The organism is Selenobaculum gibii (genome assembly GCF_030273445.1).
GTDB lineage: Bacteria > Bacillota > Negativicutes > ICN-92133 > ICN-92133 > Selenobaculum > Selenobaculum gibii.
The window spans coordinates 2,178,517-2,193,065 of the sequence record NZ_CP120678.1; the positions used below are offsets into that span (position 1 = coordinate 2,178,517).

The following is a 14,549-nucleotide window of genomic DNA, read 5'->3' on the forward strand; positions in this document are numbered from 1 at the left end:
TTATTCATCTTTTATTTTAGCTCCGATACGGGTTTGATTAAGTCTACTGCATCTATGCCCAAAGTATCGGATAGGACAAATAGTATATATAAGGAAAATGCTCTTGCTGTTTTCCCACTTTCAATTTTCTTTACGTAGCTTACACTTATGCCTGCTTTTTCTGCTAATTGCTCTTGATTTAATCCTCTTAGACTACGATAGAATGCTATTTTTCTCCCTATCATTCTATACCTTTCAGCGTAAATTTTTCTCATCTCCCGTCTTTACATTACATATATAATTATGGCATAAAGTAGCAGATTCTTAGGGACAATCATAGTGTACTATAGAATATTTATAGTGTACTTTTAACCATTTACTTACATTTGCTATTTTAATATTCATCAGCTAATAGCATTGTGGCGTTTGCTCCATCATCTATTACGAAAATTTTAGTTTCAACAGCTTTATCTACATCAATAAGAAACGTCCTTTGATACTTAGGCTCTTCTTGTCTATGTATGATTTTCTGTCTAATTCCATCTTTTGTATTCATTTTGCTTAAACAGAATACTTGCAGATGATCTTTTTTAGAAACTTTCATTGCATTTATCGCCTGCCATATTTTAATCTGAGTCAGAATTGGTAATGTTGAACCTATTCCTTTTGTCAGATATCTCTTATTGTCAAACATTGTTTTCCTCCATCCATCTTGTAAATTTTATTAGTCTTCTTGATTGTTAACGATGATTTGTAATACTAGGATTGCAATTTGTAGCCAAGGCATTTTCTTTCCCCTCCCCCTAGTAAAAAATCCGCTTAATCGCATATTTACGATTAAGTGGATTAGTTATTGTTTATTTGATTTTTCCAAGGTGTTAGTTCCAACATTTCTTTTGTCATGATGATTACTATTGAAAAATCACTATTTAGTAGGATTAGTGTTTCAACATAGGTTTGCTTATCTTTATTTTTTATCATTTCTACATATTCTGGAATTGCACTTTCTACGTATAGATGATATTCTTCCAGTTTTTTTAAATCTGCAATATCTTCAAGAAGTACAACAAAACCGCCCTCATCATGATAAATAGTCCTATCATAGGATTCTTCAAAAATTTTTATTGTTTTAGTAATTCTATCCTTTACTTCTATTGGCAATGATAATGCAGATATTTGATTTTGGTTTGTAATTTTTATCATATTCTATATTCCTTTCTAGATTGCTAAAATAGTCCTTCTTCCTTGAAACTAAAATACTGCCCTTTGCCTATGATTACATGGTCAATTACTGGTATTTCTAATAGTTTACCAACTTCTATGATTTTTTTTGTAAAGATTTTGTCTTCATCGCTTGGCTTTGGTATGCCTGTCGGATGGTTGTGGACGAGTGCAACGTGAGCTGCCCGAATTCTGACGGCTGGGCAGAAAATTTCCCGCGGTGTGACGAGGGTTGCGGTTAGGCTTCCCCTTGATATTTTACTTTGCGTTAGAATGGCATTTTTGGCGTTTAGATGGACAACACGGAATTCTTCGATTTCGAGCGTTTGCATTTCTTTGCAAATTACGAAAATGTCTTTTGGCTTTTTGATTGCTGTTGGTGGCGGATTGAGTTTGCTGTGCAATCTTTTGGCGAGTTCTGTTATGTAGCAAAGTTGTTTTGCTCGGCTGACTCCGATGCTTGGAAAAGCTTCGAGTTCTTTTACCGTGCTGTTGAAAAGAGCCTGCTGGACTCCACCGTAAATAGCAATCATTTCTTTTACTGCACTAATAGGAATTATACTTTCTAGTAATTGTTCATCTGTTAGGTAATCAAAATTAGGCATAAAAAAACCTCCTTGAAATTTACTTTATAGTATTTCAAGGAGATAATATATGTTTGATTTATGTAGTTGTTACAATGGTTAATTTCCGTATAACATTTCCCCCTAATAGTACAAAAGGGCATTAGAACTCCAAAAGTCCTAATGCCCTTATTCTATATAGAACAATATTTACAATATTGTGTCTTTGCTGGTGGAGACGACCGTCGTGGGAATCCTGTCCAAAAATTTATTATCCCATCTACGCTTTATTTATAATTTTTTCATTTAGATTTCCTATGGCTTCTTATCCATTCTGCTATTTTCTCAACAAAAATAGTTTTTTCTGCGATACCTACTGCTAGCTCTTCTATTTCTAACTGCGTATATTCTATATCATACTCATTTAATAGTAAAAATACAAGCATACAGTGCAAACCCGTTCTTTTATTTCCATCAACAAACGGATGGTTATTTATAACCCCAAATGATAATCTTGCGGCTTTATCCTCAATATTTTGATATAAATCTTCACCAAACATTGATTGAAACGGATTGCTTATTGCCGATTCTAATAATTTTATATCTCTAATTCCCTCTAAGTTCCGATATTCCTTGGTTAAATCACTATGAAATTCTATCGCATCACTAAGTAGTATTTCTATCGTTTGTTGTGACATTTTTATCTTTTCGCAAGATTAGAATAAGCTTGTTTATTTTTTTCCATTAGCATCTGCGAAATCTTTCTAACCTTTTCCTTTCTTTCTTCTTCTTTCATCGAAATTTCAAATTTATTTTTCTTTTCCATAATATTTTTCTCTCCTTTCAAAAAATAGAGCTTCATTTTACAAATAGAGGGGTAAAGAACACATATTTTACTGTCCTTTACCCCTTTATTATTTACCATCGGACGCGGTATCCGCATCCGTCCACGTCCACTGGTAATTTCCATTTGATTTTAAAAACTTCACAATATATTGATTTTACTAAGTTTTATAATTCTATATTCAAAACGATTTCCCAAATCGCATGATTACTGGTGGAGACGACCGTCGTGGGAATCCTGTCCAAAAATTTATTATCCCATCTACGCTTTATTTATAATTTTTTCATTTAGATTTCCTATGGCTTCTTATCCATTCTGCTATTTTCTCAACAAAAATAGTTTTTTCTGCGATACCTACTGCTAGCTCTTCTATTTCTAACTGCGTATATTCTATATCATACTCATTTAATAGTAAAAATACAAGCATACAGTGCAAACCCGTTCTTTTATTTCCATCAACAAACGGATGGTTATTTATAACCCCAAATGATAATCTTGCGGCTTTATCCTCAATATTTTGATATAAATCTTCACCAAACATTGATTGAAACGGATTGCTTATTGCCGATTCTAATAATTTTATATCTCTAATTCCCTCTAAGTTCCGATATTCCTTGGTTAAATCACTATGAAATTCTATCGCATCACTAAGTAGTATTTCTATCGTTTGTTGTGACATTTTTATCTTTTCGCAAGATTAGAATAAGCTTGTTTATTTTTTTCCATTAGCATCTGCGAAATCTTTCTAACCTTTTCCTTTCTTTCTTCTTCTTTCATCGAAATTTCAAATTTATTTTTCTTTTCCATAATATTTTTCTCTCCTTTCAAAAAATAGAGCTTCATTTTACAAATAGAGGGGTAAAGAACACATATTTTACTGTCCTTTACCCCTTTATTATTTACCATCGGACGCGGTATCCGCATCCGTCCACGTCCACTGGTAATTTCCATTTGATTTTAAAAACTTCACAATATATTGATTTTACTAAGTTTTATAATTCTATATTCAAAACGATTTCCCAAATCGCATGATTACTGGTGGAGACGAGGAGAATCGAACTCCTGTCCGAAAGTATTGTTTCATAGGCTTCTCCGAGTGCATTTTGTGTTTTAAATTTAAAACCGCCGACGCTCACAAACTGGCTTCATTGGTTCGATCTCGATAAAATTTCCCAGTCAAGCCTCCGAGAATTGGCTCTCAGGTATCCCACTATTTGCCCCTGTTCAGTCCCGCGGGATTAGACTGAGAGAGGTTAGCATTAAGCTGCTAAAGCGTAATCTTCGTTAGCTTTTATATTTAATATAAAAGGTTCACCTTACTAACGGGTTGATGACCCCCCGACTCGCTACCTATGCACCAACTACCCCCGTCGAAACCATTACGTCCCCAATTGAGCAGTGTACAGTATTCTTTTTCTTCTACTGTACATGATAGTATATCACATCTAGAAAATTTTTTCAATTGTAAACTTTAGGAAGGGATAATATGTATCAATTTTAAATACGATTAAAGGTAGAAAATATTGCCATTAATTCATATTCATCAAGAACCAATTCTATTTGTAAATCTCTATTTTGATATAAATCTACTCGTTTTGGATTTTTAAATGGTTTCATATTTTTATCTGCAATAATATGTACAATTGGAGTTTGCGTTCTACCAGTCTGTACATGAACAACAATTGCATAAGATCCTTCGTTTAACTTCAATATCGTCCCTACTGGATAAATTGCTACATTATCAAAAAAAAGTTTTAGTAAATTCGCATCGAAATGGCTCGCATTAAATTTTGTCATAATATTAAACGCTAAATCAGGTCTATAGGCTTTTTTATAGGGGCGGTCTGAAGTCAAGGCATCATATACATCAGCGATTGCCACAATTTTCGCAAATTCATTAATCTCCTTACCTTGCAGCTGATGCGGATAACCCGTCCCATCGCATTTTTCATGATGTTGCTGAGCAATATAAATCGGAATATCTGAGGCTAATGAAGCTCTTTCTAGTATCTCTGCACCTTTAAGGGGATGCCGACGCATAATTTCTTCTTCAAAAGGAACTAATTTACGAGGTTTCTTCAAAATTTCTATAGGCGTTTTCGTTTTACCTATATCATGAAGTAACGCACCAAGAGTAAGGATGTTTAACTGTGATTTCGTATAATTTCTCATCGTGCCAAGCATCGTAGATAAAATAGCAACATTTACTGAATGCGAAAATGTATAATCATCATAGCGACGAATATCTGTAACTTGAATTAAGTTGTTGTGATTAGAAATCAAATCTTCTACAATTGAAGACGCTGTCTGCTTCATGAAATCAACATTGATTGATTCCGTCAATTGACAATTATTAAAAACCGCAAAAACATTTTGCAATGCGTGGGTACGTGTCTTTTCTTTTACGATATCATCAGTTTCGGGAGAAATGTCTAATATAGGATTCCCAGATAAAACATAAACAGAGGGAATATTCAATCGTGTTAATCTCTGAATATATGTTATTGTTAGTACTTGCCCACGAGTTAACAAAAAACATCCTTCTGGATTATAAATGCTCCGCCCAATTACCATCCCAGGTTTCAAAGCTTTTATTGATAACTTGTGCATATTTTCTCCTTCCATTTCTATAAATTAAACAGAAGATTTTCCGCATCTACCATCACACAAATCCATTATCTAAAATAAACCTTTTCACGATAAACAACGTTCTATTTTATGAATAGTATACAATTATTTATTATATACTATTTATTAATTAATTTGAATATTTAACAGAAAACTATCTGCCAAGTCACTAGACAATTTTACACAAGGATATATAATTCCTTTTTCTTTTTTTAACTTTAATTTTTATAATAATTTATCTATAGGATATAAAAATGGGGGTGTATTTTATAAATACACTCCCATTTTTCTTTAATAACTTCTTTGCCGTTCTTTTAGTGCACGGTCTACTTCTCGTTTAGCTGAGCGTTCAGCTAAATCTTGACGCTTATCGTAGTTCTTTTTCCCTGAAGCTAATCCTAGTTCTAGCTTTGCTTTTCCTTTTTTAAAATATATTTTTAAGGGAACTAAGGTAAACCCTTTTTCTCGCGTTTGGCTGAATAGTTTAATAATCTCAGCTTTATGCATCAAGAGTTTACGTGTACGAAGCGGTTCGTGATTAAAGATATTGCCTTCCTCATATGGACTGATATGCATATTATGCAACATAATTTCACCATTTCTAATTTGTGCAAAGCTATCTTTTAAATTTGCTTTTCCAGCTCGTAATGATTTTACTTCTGTTCCCGTTAAAACCATTCCTGTTTCAAAGACTTCGTGTATATGATAATCATGTCTCGCTTTACGATTTTCTGTCGCAATTTTAATTCCTTCATTTCCTCTACCCATATTCTCACTCCATAACTCAGTCGCCCGAAAACCCTCTACTATCAGCTTTGAAATATCGGCCTATTTTATCTATACTATGTCAAATAGGTTTTACTTTTTCTTTACCTTAGTCTTGGTTTTTCTTTTGACGGTACTACATTTTTTCTTATCTGAGCGACCTTTTCCTTTCGGTGCAGATTCATACCATTTTGCACCACTCTTTTTCTTTTTCGATTTTTCTTTGCGTTCATCCTGCTTTTCTTCTTGTATTTCTAGGTTTCGAATAGATGAACGTGTTTTTTTTGGTGCAACTGGTCTAAAGGTTCCATTATCAGCCAGGATAAAGTCAATTGTTTTATCTTCTACATTTGCATTCACAACAATAATTTTCGCTGGATCACCAAGGCGATAAACTTTCTTTGTCCGTTCACCGACAAGTGCATATTGTTCTTCTACATATTGATAATAGTCATTTTCCATACTGGAAACTCTGACAAGACCTTCTACGCCATTATCAAGCTCTACAAATATACCAAACGCTGTAACGCCATTTATTATTCCATCAAATTCTTCCCCAATAAATTGCTGCATATATTCAACTTTTTTCATTTCAACAGTTTCACGTTCTGCTTCTGCCGCAAGGCGTTCACGTTGTGATGAAGATAGTGCAATATCAGGTAAAATAGTTTTTAGTTTGTCTTGACGCTTTGGTTTTAATAAGCCATTGAAGTTTTCTCTTAACAATCGGTGAACAATTAAATCTGGATAACGACGAATCGGCGAAGTAAAGTGTGTATAGTACTTTGCCGCTAAACCAAAATGTCCAAGGTTTTGCGACTCGTAACGTGCTTGTTTAAGAGATCTAAGCATGACTGTACTGATAATTCTTTCCTCCGGTTTGCCGGCGGTGGCCTTTAATATCTTTTGGAGTATTGCTGGCTGAATTTCTTCGCCCTCTTTTAGACTTGGTAAACTTAAGCCAAAGGATTTTAACAAATCTTTTAATTTTTCAAGTTTACTCAAGCCCGGCTGTTCATGTACACGATACATAAACGGTAATTTTAATTTAAACATATGCTCAGCTACCGTTTCATTGGCAACGAGCATACATTCTTCAATTATAGATTCCGCTAAGTTTCTTTCCCGTTTTACCAGCTTAACTGGTTTTCCTGCTTCATCCAATTTTACTTTAATTTCCGGGAAGTCAAAATCAATTGCACCGCGATTCATTCGCCGTTGTCTAAGTACGTGACAAATCGCTTCTAAATTGTGGAGCATTGGCAAAATATCTTGATTATCTTGCGTTAATGCTTCATCTCTATCTACGAGAATTTTACGGACTATATTATACGTCAGTCGACGATATACTTGAATAACACTTGGAAAAATCTCATATTTTTGAACGTTACCGTTTGGGTCAATAATCATTTCAATTGACATTGCCAGGCGATCTTCACCGGCATTTAAACTACATATTCCATTAGATAACCTTTTGGGTAACATGGGAATTACTCTATCAACTAAATAAACACTTGTGCCACGATTTTTTGCTTCATAATCGAGTGCGGTATTTTCTCTGACATAGTAACTTACATCCGCAATATGCACACTAAGAAAGAACGTTCCATCCTCGCGCTTTTCAACATAAACACCATCATCTAAGTCTTTTGCATCATCGCCATCAATCGTAACGATACTGAACTCACGTAAATCACGCCGTCCTGTGATTTCTGCCTGATCAATTGTTTCTGGAACATTTTCTGATTCTTTTACGACTTTCGCCGGAAATTCTAACGGCAAATCATGCTTTTTAATGACAGTAAGAATATCTATTCCCGGGTCACCAATATACCCGATAACTTCAATGACCTTTCCTTCTGCACTTCTTCTATTTTCAGGCCACTTTGTGATTTCAACAACTACTTTTGCACCAATTTTTGCCCCATTAAAAGAGGCTTTCGGAATAAAAATATCCTGTCCTATTTTAGGATCATCCGCCGTAACAAAACCAAAACTCTTACTACTTTCAAACGTACCAACGATTCTTTTGTTTGCTCTTGTAATAATGCGGATAATTTCGCCTTCACGTGCTTTGCCAATTCCAGCAGCTCCATGGAGTCTTACGACAACTCTATCATTATTCATCGCACTGTTGAGCGCCGAAACTGGAATAAATACGTCCGTCTCTTCTTCACTATTTTTTACATCAGGAATTACAAAGCCAAATCCTTTACTGGTCATACTAAGTGTACCGACAACTAGATTCATGCGCTCGGGTACACCAAATTTATCATAGCGCGTGCGAATAATTTGCGCATGATGCTCCATTTGATCGAGCAAAACCCAAAACTCCGTCAATTCCTCCCCTTTTATTTCTAAAGCTTCTGCTAAATCTTCCGCACTAAGAGGTCTATAGGCTTCATGTCTCATAAAATCAAGAATTTTTTCTTGTAGCATGGTTTTGTCCCCCAAAACTTTTTTTCGTTAAAAACTCAAATAGGATTACTGCGGTCTTTGTCAAGAAATTCCACAATCTTAGCAAAAACAATTTCTTTTTCTGTATCTAAAGTAACTAAATGGCCTGAGTTTTCAAGCCAAAATAATTCTTTTTCTTTACTTCCAGCCGAACGATAAATATATGCCGCACTATGATATTTTACAGTATGATCATTTTTGCTTTGCACGACTAAAAATGGTCTTTGCAAATCAGGTAAATGCTTGGCAATATGGCGAATTAACGCCAATAGACTATGAACACTTGTCAATGGCATCTTATTATAAGCAACTGTATAAATCGAATCAACACCTTGGATTTGTCGCCTTTTTTTCGGCACATATCTTCCCTTACAATCTTTTGGAGCTGGAATAAAACGCACTGCCTTATTCATAATATAAATAGGAGAGCTAAGTGCCACGACTCTATCAATATTATTATCTATTGCTAATTTAATCGCAAGTAATCCTCCCATGGATAACCCAATAACAGAAATAGATGTACAAATTCCTTTTAATAAATGATATCCATCTCGTACAGAATTATACCAATTTGCCCAATTGGTGACTTCCATTTCTTCCGGTGTGGTCCCATGTCCAGATAAGCGAGGTGCTAAAACAGTATATCCACAAGCATTTAAATGTTTTCCTAGTAAAACCATCTCCGCTGGCGAACCAGTAAACCCATGAATAAGTAACACCCCTTTTTCACTACCGTATAATAAAAAAGGTTCAGCTCCTTTTAATATTGCCACAAAATCTTCCCCCAGATTTATCGTCTTAAATTATCATTACAATATATATTATTATACTTTATTTAAATTAATTTTCATAACAAAAATCGCCATATATAAAAACGTCCTGCACAAATCATGCAGGACGTCATAAGTAAAAATATCTATTAAGCTTGCATTTTTGCAATAATCAATGTAATAATTGCGAATAGTGCGCCTAAAACCATTGTTGTTTTTGCTAATAAAGCATCAATGCCTTTAGCTTTGCCACCAAATACAGCGTCAGCACCGCCAGATATTGAGCCGCCCATACCCGAACTTTTGCTAGATTGTAAAATTACGCTTACAATTAACGCTAAACAAATAATAGCATCAATTACCATTAATGTTGTGGTCAAAATCCTGCACCTCCCTTAAACTAATCCTATTTATTTTATCATATAAAGATGAATATTAGCAAGAGATAGAACCGCATAATCAAGAATTTAATAATTTCTTTTTTGCATTTTTAGTTATAAAAAAACTCCCTATTCATAAAATTTATAAATTTAATTTTTAATAAAACAAATTTATAAACAATTGATTCTATTTATAAATTCATGAACATAATTTATAATAATAAAAATCAATGAGATTTATTTTTCACGATTATTTTCTTTTAAGGTACTACTTAGTAATAATAAATTAAATTTATAATTGTTAGAATATTTTAAAAAATCTAAATATTTTCAGAAAATTAGGAAGGTATTTTAAAATATTTGTTGAAATTTAACAAATATATAAAGAGGCAATGATAAATGAATCATAAATTTTGTTGAAATTTAGATATAGTATAAAATCAGATTACCCAAGTTTATTTACTTTTAGTATATACTTACCATTACGGTTTAAGGGAAAGGATGATTTATATGACTAACTTATCATGCGGCGGAAGCAAGGATTTCTTAAAAGGAGCTCGTAAAATTAAACGCAACCTTACTTATGTTGAATTAATGGAGGAAGCAGTAGTTCACAAAGAAGGGGTTATTTCTCACAAAGGTGCGCTTTGCGTTACTACAGGAAAGCACACTGGCCGTTCACCTAAAGATAAATTTATCGTTGATACGGCTGCTGTTCACGACAAAATTAGTTGGACAAATAACGCACCATGCAGTGAAGCAACTTACGATAGTTTGTACAAAATTATGACAGACTATGTAAGAGATCATCAGGTATATGTTGGCGATGGTTTTGCGGGTGCTGATCCTGAAAATCGTCTTCAAGTTCGCTTTATTACTGAGTTTGCATGGCAGAATCTTTTTTTACAACAATTATTTATTAAAGCAAAACCAGAGGAATTGAAAGAAGTTGAAGATTTCACTGTAATTTGTTTGCCAGGTGTACAGGCGGTACCTGAAGTAAATGGAACAAATTCGGAATGCTTTATTATTATAAACTTTGACACCCATACAGTTCTAATTGGCGGTAACCGCTATGCGGGAGAAATGAAAAAATCTATTTTCTCCGTAATGAATTACATCTTACCGCAAAAAGGAATCTTGACAATGCACTGCTCAGCAAACGTTGGTAAAGATGGTAAATCCGCTTTATTCTTTGGGTTAAGCGGTACAGGTAAAACAACTTTATCAGCAGATCCAAATCGCTATCTGATTGGTGATGACGAGCATGGCTGGAGCGAAAATGGGATTTTTAATATTGAAGGCGGATGCTATGCAAAATGTATTAGACTTACAGAAGCAACTGAACCTCAAATTTGGAATGCAATAAAATTTACAAGCGTACTAGAAAACGTCATTATTGATCCGCAAACGCGTATTCCTGATTTTGATGATGGTTCACTTACGGAGAATACAAGAACGGCTTATCCACTTGATTTTATTCCAGGAGCAATTATCCCTAGCGTTGCTGAACATCCTTCGACTGTGATTTTCTTAACAGCTGACGCATTTGGCGTACTTCCTCCAATCGCTAAATTAACCAAAGAGCAAGCAATGTATCATTTCTTATCCGGATACACAAGTAAAGTTGCTGGTACGGAACGCGGCATCACTGAACCACAAGCTACCTTCTCCACTTGTTTCGGTGAGCCTTTCCTTCCACTTTCTCCGCTTAAATATGCAAGATTACTAGGAGAAAAAATAGAAGAACACAACACTGATGTTTATTTAATTAATACGGGCTGGTCCGGTGGTCCTTATGGCATTGGAAAACGCATGAACCTACCTTACACTAGAGCGATGGTGACTGCTGCTTTAGATGGCAAATTAGATAGCGTAGAATGGGAACTTGACCCTATCTTTAATATTGCAATTCCTAAGTATTGTCCAGATGTCCCTTCTGTTATCTTAAATCCTCGCAATACTTGGGAAGATAAGGAGGCCTATGAAAGACAAGCAAAAAAACTTGCTGAATTGTTTAATAAAAATGTCGTAAAATTCAAAGGTGAAATGACCGACGAAATTTTAAATGCCGGTCCAAAGCACGAATAAAATCTTTCTCACTTACAAGTTCACTTCAATATAAAAAGCTGCATTCGTCTAAAGCGAATGCAGCTTTTCTATGTTTATTTTACAAAATCCAAAGTTTTAATAAATCGCTAAAGATTAGAAAATTAAACTATATGAACTTTAATCATATTTGTGTTGCCAGCGGCACTTAAAGTAATACCAGCAGTTACAACAGCAATGTCACCTTTTTTTAAGTAGCCTTCTTCAACGGAAGTTTTCATTGCACCTTCAATCATTTCGTCAGTGCTGCTCCAGCAAGATCCAACGATTGGGTATACGCCCCAACGTAAGTTTAATAAACGTTGTGATTTTGCATTAGGAGTTACAGCAATAACACCAGCTTTTGGACGGTATTTGGATACCATGCGAGCTGTGTAACCACTTTCAGTTGGAGTTACAATTGCAGAAGCATCTAATTCATAAGCAAGTTGTACAGTTGCATGGCTGATTGCATCTGTAGTGTTAGCTTGTCTTTCAATACCTTTATTTGTAAGAAGCTCATTGTATTGTAAAGAGTTTTCTATACGATGCGCAATTTTATTCATTGTTTGAACAGCTTCTACAGGGTAGTCACCGGAAGCTGTTTCACCACTTAACATGATTGCATCTGTACCATCCATAATTGCATTTGCTACGTCACTAGCTTCGGCTCTTGTACAACGAGGATTGTTAACCATGGATTCAAGCATTTGAGTTGCAACAATAACTGGTTTACCAAGTTTGTTACATTTTTCAATGATCATTTTTTGAATTAATGGTACATCTTCAGCTGGAATTTCTACACCAAGGTCACCACGAGCTACCATGATTCCATCGGAAGCTTCGATGATTTCATCAATATTTTGAACGCCTTCCATGTTTTCAATTTTAGAGATGATTTCCATTCTAGCACCATTTTCTTCAACTAATGTACGAATTGTTTTTACATCAGAAGCACGTTGAATGAAGGAAGCTGCAATAAAGTCCATATCATTTTTAATACCAAAAAGGATATCTTGGCGGTCACGATCGGAAATTGGTGGTAAGTTAACAGCTACGCCAGGAGCTGCAACTCTTTTTAAAGTTCCCATGATACCAGAGTTCATAACTGTTGTAACGATATCTGTACCGTTAATTTCTTCTACAGTCAAACTAACTAGACCATCAGAAAGTAAAATTGTGTTACCTGGTTTTACTTCTTTGTAAAGTTCTTTATGACTAACGGATACACGTTCTGCTGTACCAGGAGTTGAATCATCAGTTGTTAAAGTAAATTTTTGACCTGCAACTAATTGTACTTTACCATCAGCGAATTTACCAAGACGCATTTCTGGCCCTTTTGTATCTAATAATAAAGAAGGCATTTTTCCAGTAGCTTTACCAGCTTCTCTTACTTTATTAATGCGATCAAGATGCTCTGCATGATCACCATGAGAAAAGTTGAAACGAGCAACGTTCATTCCGTTTTGCAATAACGCTTCAATAACTCCTTCTTTTTCTACGCTAGGACCCATAGTACAAACAATTTTCGTTTTCTTTAGCATTTTAAACTATCCCTACCTATTTTTATAAATTTATTCTTATTATATTACATCATGGCTTTAAGTAAACACTTAAAGCCATGACCAACCGCAATAATAATCAATTATTATTTGCTATACGCTCTGCTTAAAATAGTCAATGGATGCAACGACTCTAAACCACTACCACTTGTCATTTGTAAACGGCAAGTACCACATTCAGAAAGAGCTGTTTTTGCACCAGATTGTTTAATACGATTAAACAATTTTTCACCAACTTTAAGAGAAACAGGACGCTTATCCTTTTTAAAACCATAACTACCAGAAATACCACAGCAACCAGCATCGGCATTTTCAATTTCAAGACCTGGAATCAAGCTAAGCACTTCAAGACTTGGCAAACCAAAACCATGTGCACGTAAATGGCAAGCTGCATGGTAAATAAATTTCTCGTTAATTGGTGCAAAGTTTGTATTTAACTTGCCTTCTTCATGAAGAATTTCAAGATATTCAATAGAATCGTACAAGTGTTTTGCGTTATTTTCTGCATCTTCAGAATGAAATAACTCTTGATATTCCTGTTTAAGCATTAAGCCACAGCTTGTGCATGCAGTAATTACATCATACCCTTTATCAATCCATTTTTTGATTAAGGCAATATTTTTATTTGCATTTTCATGAGCTTCATCTAAATATCCACCAACAACTAATGGAGACCCACAGCAAACGAATGCGTCATCAACGATAACTTCAATTTTGTTTGCTTGGTATACTTTTACAAGATCTACACCAACTTCTGGTTGGTTATAGTTAATAAAACAACCAGGGAAGAATACAACCTTTTTAGGGTAGCTAGTTTGTTTAATTTTTTTGAATTTGCTTATAAAGGATTCACTAGCAAAAGCAGGAGTTGGTGCATCAGCAGCAATTCCCATTGCTTCCATAATGCCAAGACCTTTACCAATTGACATTCCCATATTAACTAAGCTAGAACCAAATGGAATAGAAGTCACTAATTTACCCATTTTTTCGCTATGTGCAAGCATATCGTCAGCTTGAGTTTTGCGTTTATGAGTTTTATAGTATTCAGCACGAGCAAGCATATTTAATGTCGATACAGGAACACCAGATGGGCAAGACATATCGCAATTTTTACAGTTTGAACAATAGTCAAGCATAACATCGTCGCCATCTGTTAACTTTCTCATTCTTTCAAAAGCAGGACCAGTCATTTTAGGTCCGCGGAATTCTCTTGTAGCTGCAGTTACAGGACAATTTGCAACGCACACAGTACAAGCGGTACATTTATCTGGATCAATTAAATGTTTAGTCAT

16 protein-coding genes and 1 other RNA gene are annotated in these 14,549 nt (G+C 34.7%); 1 reads left to right on the forward strand and 16 read right to left on the reverse strand.

Features of this window, described 5'->3' with window-relative positions; all coding sequences use genetic code 11:
* Positions 1 to 11: 11 nt before the first annotated feature.
* From P3F81_RS10380 to secG, 14 genes are all read right to left on the reverse strand, one after another.
* Entirely contained in the window at positions 12 to 224 is a 213-nt protein-coding gene (locus P3F81_RS10380; RefSeq protein ID WP_309320378.1) for a helix-turn-helix domain-containing protein, read from the reverse strand.
* Between the two features lie 149 nt (positions 225 to 373).
* The gene (locus tag P3F81_RS10385; protein WP_147670081.1) at positions 374 to 673 is read right to left on the reverse strand and encodes a DUF960 family protein; all 300 of its coding nucleotides are present in this window, start codon (positions 671 to 673) and stop codon (positions 374 to 376) included.
* Between the two features lie 152 nt (positions 674 to 825).
* Positions 826 to 1,182, reverse strand: a complete 357-nt coding sequence (locus tag P3F81_RS10390) for a hypothetical protein (RefSeq protein ID WP_147670082.1) — start codon at positions 1,180 to 1,182, stop codon at positions 826 to 828.
* 23 nt (positions 1,183 to 1,205) lie between these two features.
* The gene (locus P3F81_RS10395) at positions 1,206 to 1,805 is read right to left on the reverse strand and encodes a JAB domain-containing protein (RefSeq protein WP_147670083.1); all 600 of its coding nucleotides are present in this window, start codon (positions 1,803 to 1,805) and stop codon (positions 1,206 to 1,208) included.
* Between the two features lie 260 nt (positions 1,806 to 2,065).
* Positions 2,066 to 2,461, reverse strand: a complete 396-nt coding sequence (locus P3F81_RS10400; protein WP_147670084.1) for a type II toxin-antitoxin system death-on-curing family toxin — start codon at positions 2,459 to 2,461, stop codon at positions 2,066 to 2,068.
* Between the two features lie 2 nt (positions 2,462 to 2,463).
* Positions 2,464 to 2,733 (reverse strand): hypothetical protein, encoded by a 270-nt coding sequence (locus P3F81_RS10405; protein ID WP_147670085.1) that lies wholly within the window; start codon positions 2,731 to 2,733, stop codon positions 2,464 to 2,466.
* A 157-nt stretch (positions 2,734 to 2,890) separates the two neighbouring features.
* Positions 2,891 to 3,286, reverse strand: coding sequence for a type II toxin-antitoxin system death-on-curing family toxin (locus P3F81_RS10410; RefSeq protein ID WP_147670084.1), 396 nt, complete (start codon positions 3,284 to 3,286; stop codon positions 2,891 to 2,893).
* 2 nt (positions 3,287 to 3,288) lie between these two features.
* The gene (locus P3F81_RS10415) at positions 3,289 to 3,558 is read right to left on the reverse strand and encodes a hypothetical protein (protein ID WP_147670085.1); all 270 of its coding nucleotides are present in this window, start codon (positions 3,556 to 3,558) and stop codon (positions 3,289 to 3,291) included.
* A gap of 85 nt (positions 3,559 to 3,643) precedes the next feature.
* Positions 3,644 to 3,996, reverse strand: a transfer-messenger RNA (tmRNA) gene (gene ssrA, locus P3F81_RS10420).
* 108 nt (positions 3,997 to 4,104) lie between these two features.
* The gene (locus P3F81_RS10425; protein ID WP_309320379.1) at positions 4,105 to 5,217 is read right to left on the reverse strand and encodes an HD-GYP domain-containing protein; all 1,113 of its coding nucleotides are present in this window, start codon (positions 5,215 to 5,217) and stop codon (positions 4,105 to 4,107) included.
* Positions 5,218 to 5,526: 309 nt separating this feature from the next.
* Positions 5,527 to 6,003 (reverse strand): SsrA-binding protein SmpB, encoded by a 477-nt coding sequence (gene smpB / locus P3F81_RS10430; RefSeq protein ID WP_147670087.1) that lies wholly within the window; start codon positions 6,001 to 6,003, stop codon positions 5,527 to 5,529.
* A 90-nt stretch (positions 6,004 to 6,093) separates the two neighbouring features.
* Entirely contained in the window at positions 6,094 to 8,439 is a 2,346-nt protein-coding gene (rnr, locus tag P3F81_RS10435; RefSeq protein WP_147670088.1) for a ribonuclease R, read from the reverse strand.
* Positions 8,440 to 8,474: 35 nt separating this feature from the next.
* Complete coding sequence (locus P3F81_RS10440) at positions 8,475 to 9,230, reverse strand: alpha/beta hydrolase (protein WP_147670089.1); 756 nt, start codon at positions 9,228 to 9,230, stop codon at positions 8,475 to 8,477.
* 146 nt (positions 9,231 to 9,376) lie between these two features.
* The gene (secG, locus tag P3F81_RS10445) at positions 9,377 to 9,607 is read right to left on the reverse strand and encodes a preprotein translocase subunit SecG (protein ID WP_147670090.1); all 231 of its coding nucleotides are present in this window, start codon (positions 9,605 to 9,607) and stop codon (positions 9,377 to 9,379) included.
* A 510-nt stretch (positions 9,608 to 10,117) separates the two neighbouring features.
* On the opposite strand from secG, the gene pckA reads away from it, so the two are divergent.
* Entirely contained in the window at positions 10,118 to 11,698 is a 1,581-nt protein-coding gene (gene pckA / locus P3F81_RS10450) for a phosphoenolpyruvate carboxykinase (ATP) (RefSeq protein ID WP_147670091.1), read from the forward strand.
* A 122-nt stretch (positions 11,699 to 11,820) separates the two neighbouring features.
* Here pckA and pyk read toward each other — a convergent pair whose 3' ends face one another.
* On the reverse strand, positions 11,821 to 13,239 hold the full coding sequence (gene pyk, locus P3F81_RS10455; RefSeq protein ID WP_147670092.1) for a pyruvate kinase: 1,419 nt from the start codon (positions 13,237 to 13,239) through the stop codon (positions 11,821 to 11,823).
* Between the two features lie 104 nt (positions 13,240 to 13,343).
* Positions 13,344 to 14,549 (reverse strand): anaerobic glycerol-3-phosphate dehydrogenase subunit C, encoded by a 1,206-nt coding sequence (locus P3F81_RS10460; protein ID WP_147670093.1) that lies wholly within the window; start codon positions 14,547 to 14,549, stop codon positions 13,344 to 13,346.